This window comes from Peribacillus deserti (assembly GCF_002863585.1).
Classification (GTDB): Bacteria; Bacillota; Bacilli; order Bacillales; family DSM-1321; genus Paraperibacillus; species Paraperibacillus deserti_A.
The window spans coordinates 1-15,108 of sequence record NZ_PGUY01000036.1 but is presented as its reverse complement, the minus strand read 5'-3'; the positions used below and the strand labels follow the sequence as shown (position 1 = coordinate 15,108).

Here is a 15,108-nt window from a genome sequence, read left to right as displayed (position 1 = left end):
TCCAAAACAGGAGTTGAAGTGTCAAAGGCCGTTTCATTGTTTCGCCTGCTGCGGCTGATGTTATGGCAATGGATTGTAGAGTTACAAGCTTCGACATGACTCCCCCTGCTGTATTTGCAGAAACTAAGGGTGATGGGTTTTGCCTATGATATGGCCGGCAGTAGAGAGAAGTGAAAGGATTGGTATTGCGGCAACGGCTGCAGAGACGGCCAGATTATCGAACGGATGGAAAGTTCCTACTAACATAGTTAAGACTCCCTTAAATAAGAATATTGAACCTACTGCCAAACTTTAGCTTGAATGTCTTTAAGTTTTTAATAGAGTTTGCCAGCTTCTCTTTTTCGCTATCGTTTAAGGTTAGCTCTACAATGCTCTTGATCCCGCTCCGGTTAATTACAAATGGTACGCCGATACATACGTCACGGTGCCCCAATTCCCCATCTAATATAGCCCCAACCGGCAGAATAACATGCTCGTTTTTTAGGATGGCTCTAGTGATTCTGGCTAATCCCATAGCGATTCCGTAATACGTTGCTCCTTTAGATTCGATGATCTTATATGCAGAATTTCCACTGAACAAAAAAGCCATGAAACCGAATGGCTTCATGGCTATCCTCAAATGATTATTTAGATGCAGCCCGCTCCTTTACTGAAGCTGTATCTTTTTCAAGAAGTACGATTAACGCTGGGAGCAATATGCCCCTAATTAGGAATGTATCAAGCAGAATGCCTACCGCAACAATAAAGCCGAAAACGAATAATAACTGGATGGGCTGTGTCATCAAGACAGCAAAAGTAGCTGCAAGAATAATACCAGCCGATGAAATAACTCCGCCTGTGTTTGAGACGGCTATTTCGACTGCTTCTTTTACGGAATATTTCCCGCGTTCTTCTATAAATCTTGAGATTAACATAATATTGTAATCAATCCCAAGGGCAACTAAGAAGACAAAGGCATAAAGCGGTACCCGGTTACTGATTGCAGCAATATCAAAGAACAGGCTGCTAAGGAACATGCCTAAACCAACTGCCGCAAGGAACGAGATTAAAATAGTACCCATCATATAGATTGGCATTTTAATAGACCTGGTCAGAATAATTAACAGTATGAATATGAGGAGTGATTCAAGCAGGACGATCACCACTAGATCTCTGTCATTCGCTGCTCGGTCATCTACTTTCTCAGCTGTTTCTCCAGCAAAGTGAAGTTCTCCCTCCAGATTGCTTCCCTCCAGCAGCTCACTTGATTTATTTCTCATTTTTTCTAATGCGTCCATCGTTTCAGCTGCATACGGGTTTTCCGTAAATGTCAGATCATATTGAATGACTTTATCATCAGCAGACACTCCATTTGGACGGACGGTGCTCACCAGCGGCTGGTCAGAGAGTTCCTTGAGCAAAGCGCCCTGCTGCCGGGAAGATACCGGTTCATCAGCCTCAAACAATACGGTTGTCGGGGCCAGGTCACCCTTTTCAAACTTCTCCTCTAATATCTCATAGCCCATTCTTGAAGACATATTTTCTGGGAAGGACTTTATCGTATCAAATTCATATTTTAGATTGAACATGTTTAGTGCGGCTGCCAGCAGAATGACTCCAATCACCACAATGGACAGCACTGGTTTTCTAACTACGAAATGGCCAATCCTGCCCCATACCGATTTAGCGGCTGCAGTTTTGTCTCCTACCCTTGGAATTCTAGGCCAGAACGACTTTCTTCCAAATAAGGCAAACAAGGCAGGCACCAGTGTAATGGAAGCCAGCATGATAATGAGCATGGCCGTTGCAAATACAGGAGCGAAATTTCGATAATCCCCGGATTTAGCAAAGAACAAAACAAGCATGGCCGCTAAAACGGTCCCCCCTGAAAAGAAGACAGGCAATCCGGTTTCCCTCATAGCCAGCTGCATGGCGTTAAATTTACTCTCATGCTTTTTCAATTCTTCACGATACCGTGAAAAAACAAATAAAGAATAATCAATAACGGCTGCAAATAACAGGATGGTCATAATGGAAAACGTCTGGCTGCTTACCTGTAATCCTGCTTTTCCCATGATTCCCAGTGCACCATTGACAACTTCATATACAAAAGCTGCCGCGAGCAGCGGAATCAGAGCTAATAATGGAGAACGATAAATAACAATCAGCAGGATTAGAATCAACACGACCGTTGATAATAAAAGTACAAGATCCGCCCGGGAAAAGAGATTAAGGATATCCACCGCAATTCCTGCAGGCCCAGTGATATAAAGAGTTAAATCTGTAGAATTTTTGTTAAGTTCGGTAATCTGATCCAGCAATATTCTTATTTCTTTTGTTTCAAGGGATGGCTCAAATGTTAAGGGCAGAAGAACGGTACTGCCATCTTTTGAGATGAAGTTTTCTGCTGCTTGAGGCGGCATAGTAGTGATAGGAACAGCCTCTTTAATTCCATCCATCTGCTGAATTTCTTTTAGAAATGTTTCGAACTGCGAAAGCATAATTTCCTTATGCTCTGCTTGAAAAACTAATATAGCAGGAAGACCGTCATTACCTTTAAAGTAATGATCTGCCTTCTTTTGAGCAAGAACGGATTTTGCATCAGATGGGAGTGAACTTATACTGGATGTTTCGTAATCCTTCGCGCTCGGGGCCAAAATCGCAAGTAGTACCGTAAGTGCGAGCCAGATGGCAAGTGTTGTCCACATTCCCCTTTTTGATGACACACGGTCCGTTACGGACTGTAAAAACGCATTCATATAATTGATCTCCCTCCTGCTTTTTCGCCATAACTCAACTCACCAAAGTAACACATATGTCACTTTAAACAAAAAATAATTGGCACATCTGCCACTTTTATTATTATGCAAAAGTGACATTTGTGTCAATTATGACTTCGTAAACATTCCCTGGCTGATGATTTCCTTTATGGAGCCGACCCACTCTGCCTCTGGAATTCTAAAGTGATTCGGGATTGCGATTGTTTGAAGAATCATACCCAGGAGAAGGCTGTCGGGAAGATGAGGCTTTACTTTTCCCTCTATTTTTCCAAGTCTTATAAAACCTTGTAAAGATTGATACATTTCCAGCGGGATTTTCTTTAACTTCTCTTTATTCTCATAAATTTCTTCATTTGGACTGGCTAAAATGTGCTGAGCCACACCGATGAGCTGATGTACTTCTTTTTTCTTAAAAATTATATCCAGAAGAAAATCGAATTGGGACTCAAATCCTGTTTGTTCTTCAATTTTTTGCAGGTCAGCTATAAACAGCTGCATTTCGCGGACCATAAAATCGGTTATTAAATTCTCTTTATTTTGATAGTATTTATATATAGCGCCCCTAGAAACCTCAAGCCTTTCTGACAAAAGACTAAAAGTGAATCCTTCGTAGCCATGCTGAATTAAAATATGCTTTACCGCTGCAAATAAATCATTGGTGGAAAACTTTCGTTCCCGTGCCATACGCTTCACCCCATCCCTATTATAAAGAAACCTTAAGGTGGAAAAAAGGGCAAGGCATTTCTTTTCGTTCGGAGAACCAGATCCATTGGTAATAAACTATTTTTTATCCGGGTCAAGCGCCTGATAAGCTGTCTGATATTTGCCGCCTGATGCAACCTCAGAGTGATACAGAGCCTTTAGAGCAAAATCTTTCTCAAGCTTGTGCTCCTTCATGATCTCTTTCAGCCGCCTTTGTAAGTCTCTATTGTCTTTGATCAGATGCTGCATCTGCGATTTGATGTACTTCATATAAGGGGCTCCATTCTTGTTACAATTTCTATCCAATGCTTTTCACTATTCAACGTATTCGTATAAAGCCACACTCTCGTGGTAATTCACAAACCTTCTCAATTCTTTGGCCATGTCTCTGTTTATATCTCCAGATTCATACAGTCTGCGAATTTCCGATCGCTCTACATCCATGACTTTAAGCCGCAGTTCTTCTTTTTGTTCTTCCTTTTTTTCATTGTATGTTATAGTCGGCCTTCTTAACCGATTGATCATTCTTTTATAATCTAAAATAACTGTATGAACCATTTTGGCTCTACGCTGGTGTTCCGCTTCATATTCCTTTAAGCTCTTAAGAGCCGTTTGCAATGCTTTTAACTGAATTTCCCGGCCCATCCCAAATTTCGCTATTCTGGTTTCCCTGTCCTCAGGAATATGGCCTCTATAACGTCTCCATCCTCTCATCATTTTCCCTATAAGATACAGGAATCCTGATTGGACATTATATGACAGAGCCTCTTCCCGGTAATCAAGAGACCGTTCGAATGATTCAAACATGTCTTCATCCAACACCCCTTTGTGCATTTGAGCGTGGATATATTTTCTTTCCACCTTTAACGCCAACAATCGGATCTCTTTCATTTTCTGCAGGTATTGACTGGTGTCCTGATCGCTCGGATTCAGTTCAGGTTGAATTTGCTGAAACCTCGTCTTGTATTCAGTAATAAGTTCATAAGCCGCAGGTTCGTTCTCCTCATTCATTTCCAAACGAAGTTTCTTAATCGCGGATAACAACAGCCTTTGCTTGGCTTCGTTCACACCGATCAGATTTAATGTATCGCCTTCTGCTGATTCTTCGCTGAGAAGGGGCAGAAAGACAGTCGCAGCGATTAAAGTAAAAAGAATAACTCCAGCAGCTAAAAAGAGGATTAAGGAACGCTCGGGAAATGCACCGCCATTTCTTACAAGGAATGGAATCGACAAAACCCCCGCCATTGTAACTGCACCGCGGACACCCGTTAAACTAATGACCAGCATATTCTTCATAGTTGGCTTCATGGCAGCTTGCTCTTGTTTATTGCGATATTCATAATAGGAAAAGAAATAAGACCAAATAAAGCGGATCCCCAATATAGCCACTCCAATGGCAATCACGTATCCAATAGCCAGCCAGTTTCCAATATGAGGGTTTTTCACTGTCTCGGCCATGGACGTAGGAATGTTCACTCCCAACAGAAGGAAGACAATTCCATTTAAGATAAACAAGACAATCGACCATATGTTTTCGGTCAGCACCTGTTCTTCCGCAATGATGGTTTCAGTACGTTCTTTTATTAATGCATGGACGATTCCGGCTACCACTACAGCAATGACACCAGAAGCATGCAAGAGCTCTTCCGTAATCATAAAAATAACAAATGGCGTCATAATTCGCAGCAATGAGTGAAAGGTAACATCAGTAATTCCCTGTTTACGAAGGGTAAATCGTATCCATGTGATCAAAAGCCCAAGAATAAGACCCAATAAGGCACCCGCTAAAAACATATATGTAAAATCAAAGATGGCTTCTTTTAATGAGAAATATCCCGTCACTACCGCTGCTACTGCGTAGTTAAATGCTACTAAACCTGATGCGTCATTGATTAGAGATTCCCCTCTGACGAGATGAAGAACTTTTTCTGGAATACGTATACGTTTAACAATCCCGTTTACAGCTACCGGGTCCGTAGGCGATAGAATCGCTGCCAGAGCAAATGCCGCTGCCAAAGGAATATCAGGTATGAGCCAATTAATAAAATATCCTCCGCCTACTGTTGTTAATAAAACAAGGATAATAGCGTTTCCAAATATAGGAGCCCTCATTTTCCATAATTCTTCACGTGGGAAATGCCTCCCATCGTTGTATAAAAGCGGAGCCACAAACAACAGCAAAAACCATTCTGTTTCAATTTCAATTGATATATCCTTAAATACAATGGCCGCTATAATTCCAAAAGCGATCTGGATTAACGCATTAGGAATGGATGGAATATAATGGCTGATGATATTGGATAGTAGTAAACATATAAGCAGCAATAATACGGTCATCAATAAATCCATTTAAGCTCTCCCCCCAGAAGTACTGTTCTATTTTCTCCAATTTCACTTAACACAACCATAGTTTGCCTATATAGTTCTAAGTATAACAAAGGACAGAGGACTATCCTTATTGTACGCACTGCGGCTGTGTGAGGGTTGGATCCTGCCTTCAAAGCCCCAATAGGCTTTTTTAGCTGGACTTACTCCATAGCCGTAAGGATATCGGGGGAGATTATCTCAGGTTTTCGATTTACGGGTAAGTAAGCAACATTCATTCCCTATTTTCCTGAGTTCCAATATTGAGACATTTTCTCATGCATCACTTGAACCGCAGCTTAAATAGCCTGAGCACCTATTGTACCCAGACTATTCTGACTTGCAGGCGCAGCTAATGGAAAAACAGGACTCTTCCCAGAAAAAATTAGGAACAGCCAGGAAAATATGAATGTATTCTATTGAAGAATTTGCAGGATGGACTCCGTTCACTACTATGTTTCATTTTCGCTGCTATCGTATATTCTCCCTAAAAAGAACCCATCTATTTCATTTAATTTGCCCCGCCAGAGTATTTTCCCCTTGGACGGGGTAGGCTTGCTATCACCGACGTATACCTTGGTATCCTTCATATGGAGAAAATAGGCTTCGGAATCGTCATTGTTTTGAGCCGCCTCTCCGGCACGCCCAAGCTGTTCGCTTAATGCTTGTGCAATTTCATTTCCGTCTTCGAACGTTTCACTCATCGTATTGAAATACTCCTTGGCAGATATCATCGTTCCAGTAATAACTGAACCTTTAACGTTTAAAGTGATATCCAAGGAGAAATCATGCTTATTGGCCGCTTGGACAAAGAATTCAAGTATATTGTCTTTCATTATGCCAGAACTCATCATCAGGTCTCCTTTTTTATTTCGTTTAGTAGCAGATAGGTGTCCTGATCATCGTTAAGAACATTATAGAAATCTACCTTCTCTGCCTGATCAGACTTTTTGGACTTTACCCCTTTTTTATCTGAATTGCTTTTTTTACTCTTATCAGCTTGATCATTTACTGAATTGTTTTCAGTTTGGTCTTTGCCCTTACTTTTCTTCTTCCCGCTATCTTGGTTTTGCTTCTTACCCTTTGCCTCTTTATCCTTCCCTTCAGTCTCTTCCTCTTCACTTTCCTCTAGGTCTTCAGAATCGTCCTGTTCGCTGTTCCCATCTTGAGTCTCTTCATCAGGGTCTTGATTATCTGAGTCGCCTTTATTTTCCTTGCTGTCTTCCTGATCGTTTGCCTGCTCCTTTACCTCTTCACTATCTGTTTCTTCATTGTCTTCCTCAGTATCAGCCTCTTCACTTTCTTTCTGGCCATCGCTGCTGTCATTCTCCTGGCTGTCTGCCTGGTCTTCTGATTGATTTTTTAGCTTGCCACTATTCTTTTCTTCATTGTCTTCCTCAGCATCAGACTCTTCACTTTCTTTCTGGCCTTCTGCTCCATCATTCTCCTGGCTGTCACCCTGAATTTCCACTGGATTCTTTACCTCTTGATCTTTATCTGAAGCTTCCTGATTACTATCTTCCTGGGTTTCTGTTTCTTCTTCAGTATCCCCACCATTAGCCTTAGCCTGCGGATCTTCCTTCTCATCATCCTCTGAATCTCCCGCGTCATTGTCCGTTTGACCTTCCGGCTTTACAGACTCTTCGGTATCATCCTGATCATCTGTTGAGCCTTGTTCCTCTCCGTTAGGATTTAACCCGTTTTTTTTTTGAGAATTTTGTGCGTTATCCTCTTTTTCCGTTCCGTCAGACTGATTGGAATCCTGGCTCTGGCCGTTTTTTTCCTGAGCTAAATTGGATAAGAGCTCTTCGATTTTGCCTAAGCGGTCCTGAAGCCTTTCATTTTCTTCTTTTAGGGACTTGTATTCTTTGTTTGGCGTTTCTTCGGCTTGCTCTGATTGTTCATCTTTAGATTCCTCTTGACTGCCGGATTCAGCTTTTGCGTCTTCACTGACTTCATCTCCGGCTGTTTGGGACTGCTCTGAACTTGTATTTCCTTCTTGTGTCTCCGAGTCCTCATTATCTCCCTGGCTGCTATCTTTTGCCTTTGTATCTTCACCATTCTCCTGGCCTTCTGATTGAGATGGCTTGTCCTCCCTATCTTCCTGTCTGCCAGACGCCTTTGATTCATCGCCTTCTGGAGATTGTGAATCTTGATTACTCAAAGGACCCTGCAAAAATGACCCTGATGCATTGTTCTCCTGGCCTTCTGATTGTGACTCATCTTCCTTTTTAGATCTGGACTCGTCTTTTTTAAACTCATTGGAGGAGGAGGCTTGATTAGATTCTTCTTGATCCTGGCCTTTACTTTCACCGCTCTTTGTTTGAATCAGCTTTGTCAGCATTTCCTCCAAACGGTCTAATCGGCTGTTAACATCTTCATTACCAGAAGATTCTTTTGCATTTCCAACTGAAGACTGAACGCTGGTTTCATTTTCCCCTTTTGAATCCTGTTCATTTGAATACCCTTCGATATCCACATCTTCTTTCTTGTCAAAGATCTTGCCGGCTGATTGTTTAATAGAATCGACCGCTTTCATCGACTTATCCTTGACTGCTTTACCTAATGAAGCCCCTGTGCTTTTTAATTTTTCCCCGCTCATACCTTCTACAAGCTTTTTCCCATTCTCAGGTGTTGCTGCATAACCCACTGCGGCACCGATCAAACCTCCTGCGATTGAACGGATGAGCGTACTGCCGTTCGTGCTGCTTTCTGTTTTCTTATCCTGATTTTGTTTTTCCATTTCTTTTGCTTTTTCCATTGTAAAGACCTCCTATTAGTAGTTGAATTCAGTTGAATTTAAACGGTTATTTGACATGCTTTTTTCGAGTGCTTCAAGCCTTTCCTGAAGCTTTTTATTTTCTTCCTCCAAAGCCTTTGTATTTTTATCCGATGCTTTAGAAGAAAGATAGGGATCATTCTCCCACCAGTCCATCCCAATTTCCTTTGCCTTATCAATTGAGGCAACTATCAGGCGTATCTTAATCGTCAGCAGTTCCACATCAGCAATTCCCACTGTGATATCACCCGCAATAACTACACCTTTATCTAATATTTTCTCTAATACATCCACAATCGTACTGGACTGCATATTGTGTTCGATTGCCATTTTGAATTCCACCTTTAGTATTTTGAATTAAAGTAAGCTTCCTAAAGGACCAAGATCAATGTTCAAGTCATCGGCATCCAGACCAAAAATTTCTTTTAATTCTTCCATTTTTTCTTCCAAGTTCATTAATGCCTCGCCTAGATTTTCAATCTGCTCGTCTGTAAGGGTCCCGCCTTCAACACGCCTGATGGCATGTCTCTCCACAATCTGCCTTAACAATTCGATGACTGTTAACACTAACTGTGCGAGTCCGTGTTCTGCATTGTCTGGATCTAAATTAATTTTTCCATTTGTCTGGCTGGCCGGTTGCATGGATCAGCTCCTCCCTCTGTCTATCAAATTGGTCTGACGAAATCGTTTTTCGCCCACCCGCCTGGGCTTGAACGAGAGATTCTACGGAAGCTATCAGTAATCGCAGATCTAAATAAACTAAATCGACGCCTGCAATAGAAATCACTAAATCCGCTTTTATTGCGACACCCTTATCAAGGATGACATCCAAAATATCAATTAACGCGATATCCTTGTTTTCTACCGTTTCTCTAAGTGACATATAATCGTCCTCACTTTGAAAAGCTCGAAAAATGATAGGCTGGCCACGGCCCTGACGCCTCAAACCGCCATCCTGTTTCTTTCATATCCTTTTCATATTGCTGGATTTGTCCCAGGAATTCCTCTACCTTGGAATCACCTATTAGATAGACACCATTCCAGGTCATATCGTCTTTTCTTCCTGTCACATTGCTGCCCCAGGTTTTCTTAACATTGCCTTTCAGAGCAAATTCTTTTAGATGCTCATGAATTTTTTCACTGACTTTGTTTTTTTCTTCTTCAAGTTCTGATTCTAGTAACTTATCTAACTTTTTCTTTTCGAAAAATTGCTTACCCTTTGGCAATTCACTAATTTCCGCTCTTTTCGCTTCTAAAACTGGATTGTTCTGGCTCACTTTTGTTTTTAAGAGCTCATCATCACAATAAATTTTTAGATTCCATTCTTCATTTCCAGTTAATAATTCGAACGTATCCATCATTTTCGCTTCGTGATCCCTGACTGTTTTTTCCAAGCTTGTTTGATTCATATACAATGTGCAAAATTTCAAGGGTATAATCGTGTACATTTTTGAAAGCTTTAATACTGTTTCATGGTGATGAAATGCTTTTTCCTGCAGCCATTCCATATCGTTATTTGTTTTATCTTTTATACTGTCTTCTGAATACTCATGGGGATCAAGGTTACAAACTAGGGCTGTTATACTGCCTATTGGGATCGTATATATCTCACCTCTGCCATCGAAGCCCTTTAAGGATGGAAGTGTTCGTTCCCTTGATTCATGCGCTGGAATTAATCCATACAAATAAATAAGACCGTCCATCTTCCTGCTATCCTTCCTTCTTTTTTGTCATCTGTTCCCATTGTTCAATTTCCAAGCGTTTCGCTGTTTCGTACCGGATCAGCAGTTCTTCTTCCTTTGCTTTATAAGCTTCTTCCGGAATTTCATCGAGCTCATACATCATTTGCAGCTGAATCAGTTTTTGCTGAATGGTCGGAAGGTCGTACAGCTCTTTATCAGCTTCTTCTTTCACCTTTTCTCCAATTTTTATAACTAGATTAATAGGTGCCGAAACTAATTTATGAAGCATCGGGATCTTCAACTTTCAATCTGATATTAATGAAATTATAGGCGGGCCAAGGACCGCTATAGTTGAAGTCAACCTTATCCTTCCATTCTTCATGAATTTCGTTTACCTTTTGATCAAACTCCGCTTCTTTGTCCCGGTCCACCAGGAAAGCTGCATTCAGCAGCATCTTCTCCCCAATAGGATCATTTATTTTAGAAGCTTCAGCTAATTCTGCTAAGGGAGCACTCACTTCACTCTTGACTTCTTGCTGCAGGGACGTAATGATTTTTTGAGCTGCTCCGCCCAGCTGGATTCTCTCATAGTAGCTCGCCGCTTCGGATTTTCCTTTAACGGATTTCGCCATTCTATCAATTTTTGAATTCTCGTTGATTTGTGACTCCAGATATTCTTTTTTTCCAATCACTTTTAAGCCCAGTTCAATCTTGCCTTTGATTTCCGGGAATAGCTTTTCAAACTGCGGGTATAAGTTTTCCAAAAGTACACCCACATCTTCTTTTGATTGAAATACATTTCCAAAGCTGACTGGAATGACGGTGTCGTTTTTCTTCATGACATTAGCAACTGCATTTTGGTGCATTAATAGGTTTTCCTTATTCGGATGATAAATTTTCATCGGGACTTCTGCCGCTACAATGGCAGCATCCCTATACCGGACTGTAAACAGTTCTTTTGTTTCTCCTTCAATTTCAACGGTATCGAAGGATTCATCGGTTTCTGTCTGGATTCCGCAAAAAATATAAATCCCCATAGACTCTTCCTGGCTCATTGTAAAACGCTCCTTTATTTCTTAGGTTACCTTCATATTTTTACATGCATCGATAATCAATGCTTCCGCTTGTTTAAGCGGATCATCATTTTCAATGCACCGGCTTATTTGATGTCCTAATATATCCTTGCAGAGACGCTGAAAAGCTGGGTCTGAACCATCGATCGGAACATCCATTTCTTTTGCCAGCTTGGCAATCATCAACGATGCCCGCAGACTCGGACCGCTGTCTGTCTTGCATTCTTTCCGCAGTTCTGCGATCAGGGCAGTGATGGCTCTGGCGTCTTTCTTAGTGATATCTACTTTTTCTGAAACGATGGCTGCCTCACGATCAAGGTCTTTATGGTCGATGAATATCGTGATAAGCCGATCAAGCAGTGCATCCTGAGTTTGATAGACTCCTGCGTATTCTTCTGGGTTGCTGGTAAAAATCACGGCAAAGTCAGGATGTACACGGACAAAAGGTTCAGTCATTTTTGTTCCGTATAATGGGAGGATTCCTTCTTCTAATATGGATAAAAAGATATTATTGGTGGTTGGCCGTGACCGGGTAAACTCATCGTAAATGAGAGTGTATCCATTCTTCACTGCCTCTAGGAGACGCCCGTCCCTCCAAGTCTCTGTCACACTTTCGTCTCTTTTGTAAACAGAACGAACATAGTTATCGACCACTTTTTTACTCGTATATCCGGTGAAATCACCAATTAGGTCTTTATTGTTTAATTCATGATTACCGTGTATGAGCATGACTGGTTTTTTTCTTCTTTTCGCAAGAGCGAGGGCCAGGGATGTTTTCCCTGTTCCAGACGGGCCTGTAAAATGGATAGGATAGCCAGCTTTCAAGTATTGTAATGAGCGGGAAAGTAAGTCTTCTGTTTTTTCATCCTGTACCATGGCTTTTGCATTGTTATGGATCTTTTTATTTAAGACCGTCACTCTTTTTCCTCCTACTCCCACGTCCTACACATCTTGATTAAGTGAACTTCTGTAACGGATATCCCGTCTTTTATAGGATGTTATTTCCTTCTCATCGTTTAGGAACACATCATAAACACCGAGCATTTCATCTTTTGCATACTTTTTCATATATTCCTTTTCTTCAATGACTTCGACCGTAAGCTTCCAGCCATTTTGATCACTTTCTTCTACAGAGGTGATTTTATGGACTGGAGCTACAAATTCATTGAAGAATTCTGTAACATTTCCAAGAATCTTTTTAATTTCCATAGTGGCCTCCCGCTAAAAATCACGGCAAGCCAGGATCCTTAGTGAATCCTCGCCTGCCTTTTACTTAGCTCTGTTAAAATGCCTGTTGAATTCCGCTGCAGGCACTCTCTTTTTCGCTTCATTCAATACAGTGCAAAACCAAGAATAGGATTTCACACTAAATACTAAAGCGTGCATTACGTTCATTTGATTGAGCCGGAAGCCCGTTTTCCTCTACTCCATCACGAAGCAGTCCAACCGCCTCGGCATAGCGCAGCCATGTATCAACACTTGCAATAACTACTCTTGCTTCAACTGTTAAAATCTCAATACCTACAACGGATACTCTTACAAATGCGTCGATTACAATTCCTTTATCTAAAATACGGTCAATTACTTCTGCTAGACTTGAACTGTCTGTACTCTTTTGTAGTGCCATTCTTACCTTCTCCTTTCATCTGCTGGTTAAGAGCTTATCGTCTTAATATCATTGCTTGATTTAATTTTCTCGGCGCTTTTGATCTTGGTAGCACCCTTGATATCCTTAGATGTCTTTACTTGGCTGATGCCTTTAATATGTTTGACTCCTTTTACTTTTCGATCATCATCATGATTTTGTCCGGAAGAAATTTTCTTCTGAAAATCCTCCCCGGCTTCAACCACTTTCCCCAGTTTTTCCCGGGCTGTCAGCAGGACATCCTGGGTTTTTTCCTTTGCTTCCCCCGCTTTTTCATGCACTTTATCAGCGAACCCGTCTCTGGCATGTTCCAGATTTTCCGTAAATTCATGGGCTTTATCCTGTACATGCTCCACGATTTTTTCTTTCGCTTTTTCCACTACTACTTCTTTCACTTTTTCCTTCACAGGCTCAGGAGCATGGTCGATTACTTTCTTAGCGGCTTTCCCCGCCGCTTTTTTCACACGTTTGTCCATTCAGGCACCCCCTTTAAGGGCAGCGGTATTATTTAGATCCAGCCAGATCGCCCAGCATTTGTTCAATTTTTTGAAGTCGGTCATTCAACTGTTTGTTTTCTTCCTTGATTTCTTTGTAATCAGATGGCTGATTTTCACCGCTGCCTTTACCCTTTTTAGGAGACAGAAGACCTTCTTCAATTTTGCTTAAATAACCTGAAGCCAGCTGTTTCACACTGCTTTGGGCTTGGCCCGCCAATAGTTCCTGTGCCGTTTTTCGAAATTCTTGGCCGGCGACCTTCATGAATTCGGATTCACCTAAGTTTTTCAATACTTTCTTCCCAGTTCCCTGGTTGGCAAGCAGACCAATCCCGGCACCGATCACTCCGCCCAGGAGCGCCAGATTCAATGAAGGATTGCCCTTTTTCTCATTTGATTGATTCTCACTCTGAGATTGCTTTTGATTTTCATTTTGGGCTTGAATTGTTTCGCTTTGTTTTTCATTTTGAGCTTGATTTGTTCCGCCCTGATTCCCGCTTTGAGACTGGCTTGTGTCGGTCTGATTCTTACTTGATTCATTACTGTTACTTACTTCTTTGTTTTGCAATTCTTGTGTTTCCATGAACGATTACCTCTTTCTTAGTTCTATTTATTTTCGTATTTCTTAGCTTTAAGTTTTTTTCATATCATTTACGTACTGAATTGCGCATCAGCAGATTGTTTTCTATTCATAAGACCTTCATCTTGAACTTCATCACTTAATAACCCGACAGCCTCCGCGTACCTGAGCCATGTATCGACACTGGCGATTACGACGCGGGCTTCGACGGTAAGAATTTCAATCCCTACGAGCGAGACCCTTACAAAGGCATCAATTACAATCCCCTTATCCAGAATCCTGTCAATTACTTCTGCAAGACTAGAACTATCTGTACTTTTTTGAACACTCATGTCTTTGTCTCCTCTCACAATTTGATATACAGCGAGGCAACTTGGACGAACAATTTAAGCGGGTTTAGTCTCTATATACCTTCTCTAGCTCTCACTAAACGAGGACTTCTTAACCATAAACACCAATTTTATGCAGGAATATCATACCTTTCCTTTTTAGTAATATAAGAAAAGCGGCAGCTTCAATGTTTTCAAGGCTTTATTTTCATTTATTACATACAGATTACTTTTTAAATGTAAGAAAAAAAGAACATGTATATATCCCATGTTCATCCTTGTTAGGTGTAATCTGTAATTTTATTGGTCAAACACTATATTCTAAAAAAGCTCAGATTTATAAAAATGAAAGGCTTTTTTCGCAAACTTTGTTGTTTTTGAACAAGGAGGTTGATTGGAACGTGAGGATGCTCGCGGACCTTAGGGGCGGGCGCTGAGCCTCCTCGGCTTCGCCTGTGGGGTCTCACCTGCTCGAAAAGCGGAGGACGGTGCTTTTCAAGAAAAGTTCCATCCAAAAGCTGAATGATGATCTTTATTAAAGTAGAGGCAAGACACTAAAAGAAAAGCAGACACCTGATAAAGAAGACTTGCTGATTGGCAAGCGATAGCGAAGACAGAAGCTTAGTCGCCCTTACCACGCTTGAACGGCCACGTCCTGTGGCCCCGCCTGGCTCGCACATCCTGTGCATCGTGCGTTAGCC

General features: G+C 41.3%; 20 protein-coding genes. All 20 read right to left on the bottom strand.

Annotation, left to right across the window (positions count from 1 at the left end):
* Positions 1-123 precede the first annotated feature (123 nt).
* Entirely contained in the window at positions 124-246 is a 123-nt protein-coding gene (locus tag CUU66_RS24850; RefSeq protein ID WP_257967974.1) for a hypothetical protein, read from the bottom strand.
* A gap of 13 nt (positions 247-259) precedes the next feature.
* Positions 260-607, bottom strand: coding sequence for a hypothetical protein (locus CUU66_RS11650; protein WP_101642299.1), 348 nt, complete (start codon positions 605-607; stop codon positions 260-262).
* Between the two features lie 16 nt (positions 608-623).
* On the bottom strand, positions 624-2,738 hold the full coding sequence (locus CUU66_RS11645) for an MMPL family transporter (protein WP_101642297.1): 2,115 nt from the start codon (positions 2,736-2,738) through the stop codon (positions 624-626).
* A gap of 129 nt (positions 2,739-2,867) precedes the next feature.
* Positions 2,868-3,443, bottom strand: coding sequence for a TetR/AcrR family transcriptional regulator (locus CUU66_RS11640; RefSeq protein WP_101642295.1), 576 nt, complete (start codon positions 3,441-3,443; stop codon positions 2,868-2,870).
* 96 nt (positions 3,444-3,539) lie between these two features.
* Positions 3,540-3,731 (bottom strand): hypothetical protein, encoded by a 192-nt coding sequence (locus CUU66_RS11635; protein ID WP_101642293.1) that lies wholly within the window; start codon positions 3,729-3,731, stop codon positions 3,540-3,542.
* 45 nt (positions 3,732-3,776) lie between these two features.
* Positions 3,777-5,810, bottom strand: coding sequence for a Na+/H+ antiporter (locus CUU66_RS11630; RefSeq protein WP_101642291.1), 2,034 nt, complete (start codon positions 5,808-5,810; stop codon positions 3,777-3,779).
* A gap of 467 nt (positions 5,811-6,277) precedes the next feature.
* A complete protein-coding gene (gvpU, locus tag CUU66_RS11625) occupies positions 6,278-6,676 on the bottom strand; it encodes a gas vesicle accessory protein GvpU (protein ID WP_101642289.1) in 399 nt (132 codons plus the stop codon).
* A 2-nt stretch (positions 6,677-6,678) separates the two neighbouring features.
* The gene (gvpT, locus tag CUU66_RS11620) at positions 6,679-8,586 is read right to left on the bottom strand and encodes a YtxH domain-containing protein (RefSeq protein ID WP_101642287.1); all 1,908 of its coding nucleotides are present in this window, start codon (positions 8,584-8,586) and stop codon (positions 6,679-6,681) included.
* Between the two features lie 15 nt (positions 8,587-8,601).
* Positions 8,602-8,934 carry a gas vesicle protein gene (gene gvpJ / locus CUU66_RS11615; protein ID WP_101642285.1) on the bottom strand — a complete coding sequence of 111 codons (333 nt, stop codon included), beginning with the start codon at positions 8,932-8,934 and terminating at the stop codon, positions 8,602-8,604.
* 27 nt (positions 8,935-8,961) lie between these two features.
* A complete protein-coding gene (locus CUU66_RS11610) occupies positions 8,962-9,246 on the bottom strand; it encodes a gas vesicle protein K (protein WP_050183853.1) in 285 nt (94 codons plus the stop codon).
* Positions 9,212-9,487: a gas vesicle protein gene (locus CUU66_RS11605; RefSeq protein WP_101642282.1), complete on the bottom strand. Its 276-nt coding sequence runs from the start codon at positions 9,485-9,487 to the stop codon at positions 9,212-9,214. The genes CUU66_RS11610 and CUU66_RS11605 overlap by 35 nt, the downstream gene beginning before the upstream one ends.
* 10 nt (positions 9,488-9,497) lie before the next feature.
* The gene (locus tag CUU66_RS11600) at positions 9,498-10,307 is read right to left on the bottom strand and encodes a GvpL/GvpF family gas vesicle protein (RefSeq protein WP_101642280.1); all 810 of its coding nucleotides are present in this window, start codon (positions 10,305-10,307) and stop codon (positions 9,498-9,500) included.
* A gap of 7 nt (positions 10,308-10,314) precedes the next feature.
* Positions 10,315-10,575: a gas vesicle protein GvpG gene (locus CUU66_RS11595; RefSeq protein ID WP_101642278.1), complete on the bottom strand. Its 261-nt coding sequence runs from the start codon at positions 10,573-10,575 to the stop codon at positions 10,315-10,317.
* Complete coding sequence (locus CUU66_RS11590) at positions 10,565-11,341, bottom strand: GvpL/GvpF family gas vesicle protein (protein WP_101642276.1); 777 nt, start codon at positions 11,339-11,341, stop codon at positions 10,565-10,567. The genes CUU66_RS11595 and CUU66_RS11590 overlap by 11 nt, the downstream gene beginning before the upstream one ends.
* Before the next feature lie 21 nt (positions 11,342-11,362).
* Positions 11,363-12,277, bottom strand: a complete 915-nt coding sequence (gene gvpN / locus CUU66_RS11585) for a gas vesicle protein GvpN (RefSeq protein ID WP_257967973.1) — start codon at positions 12,275-12,277, stop codon at positions 11,363-11,365.
* 24 nt (positions 12,278-12,301) lie between these two features.
* Positions 12,302-12,568: a gas vesicle protein GvpO gene (gene gvpO / locus CUU66_RS11580; protein WP_101642274.1), complete on the bottom strand. Its 267-nt coding sequence runs from the start codon at positions 12,566-12,568 to the stop codon at positions 12,302-12,304.
* A gap of 157 nt (positions 12,569-12,725) precedes the next feature.
* Positions 12,726-12,986, bottom strand: coding sequence for a gas vesicle structural protein GvpA (gene gvpA / locus CUU66_RS11575; protein WP_101642272.1), 261 nt, complete (start codon positions 12,984-12,986; stop codon positions 12,726-12,728).
* Positions 12,987-13,012: 26 nt separating this feature from the next.
* A complete protein-coding gene (gvpQ, locus tag CUU66_RS11570; RefSeq protein WP_101642270.1) occupies positions 13,013-13,480 on the bottom strand; it encodes a gas vesicle protein GvpQ in 468 nt (155 codons plus the stop codon).
* A gap of 28 nt (positions 13,481-13,508) precedes the next feature.
* Positions 13,509-14,081 (bottom strand): gas vesicle protein GvpP, encoded by a 573-nt coding sequence (locus CUU66_RS11565; RefSeq protein WP_257967972.1) that lies wholly within the window; start codon positions 14,079-14,081, stop codon positions 13,509-13,511.
* A 68-nt stretch (positions 14,082-14,149) separates the two neighbouring features.
* Positions 14,150-14,410, bottom strand: coding sequence for a gas vesicle protein GvpJ (gene gvpJ / locus CUU66_RS11560; protein WP_101642268.1), 261 nt, complete (start codon positions 14,408-14,410; stop codon positions 14,150-14,152).
* Positions 14,411-15,108: the final 698 nt, after the last annotated feature.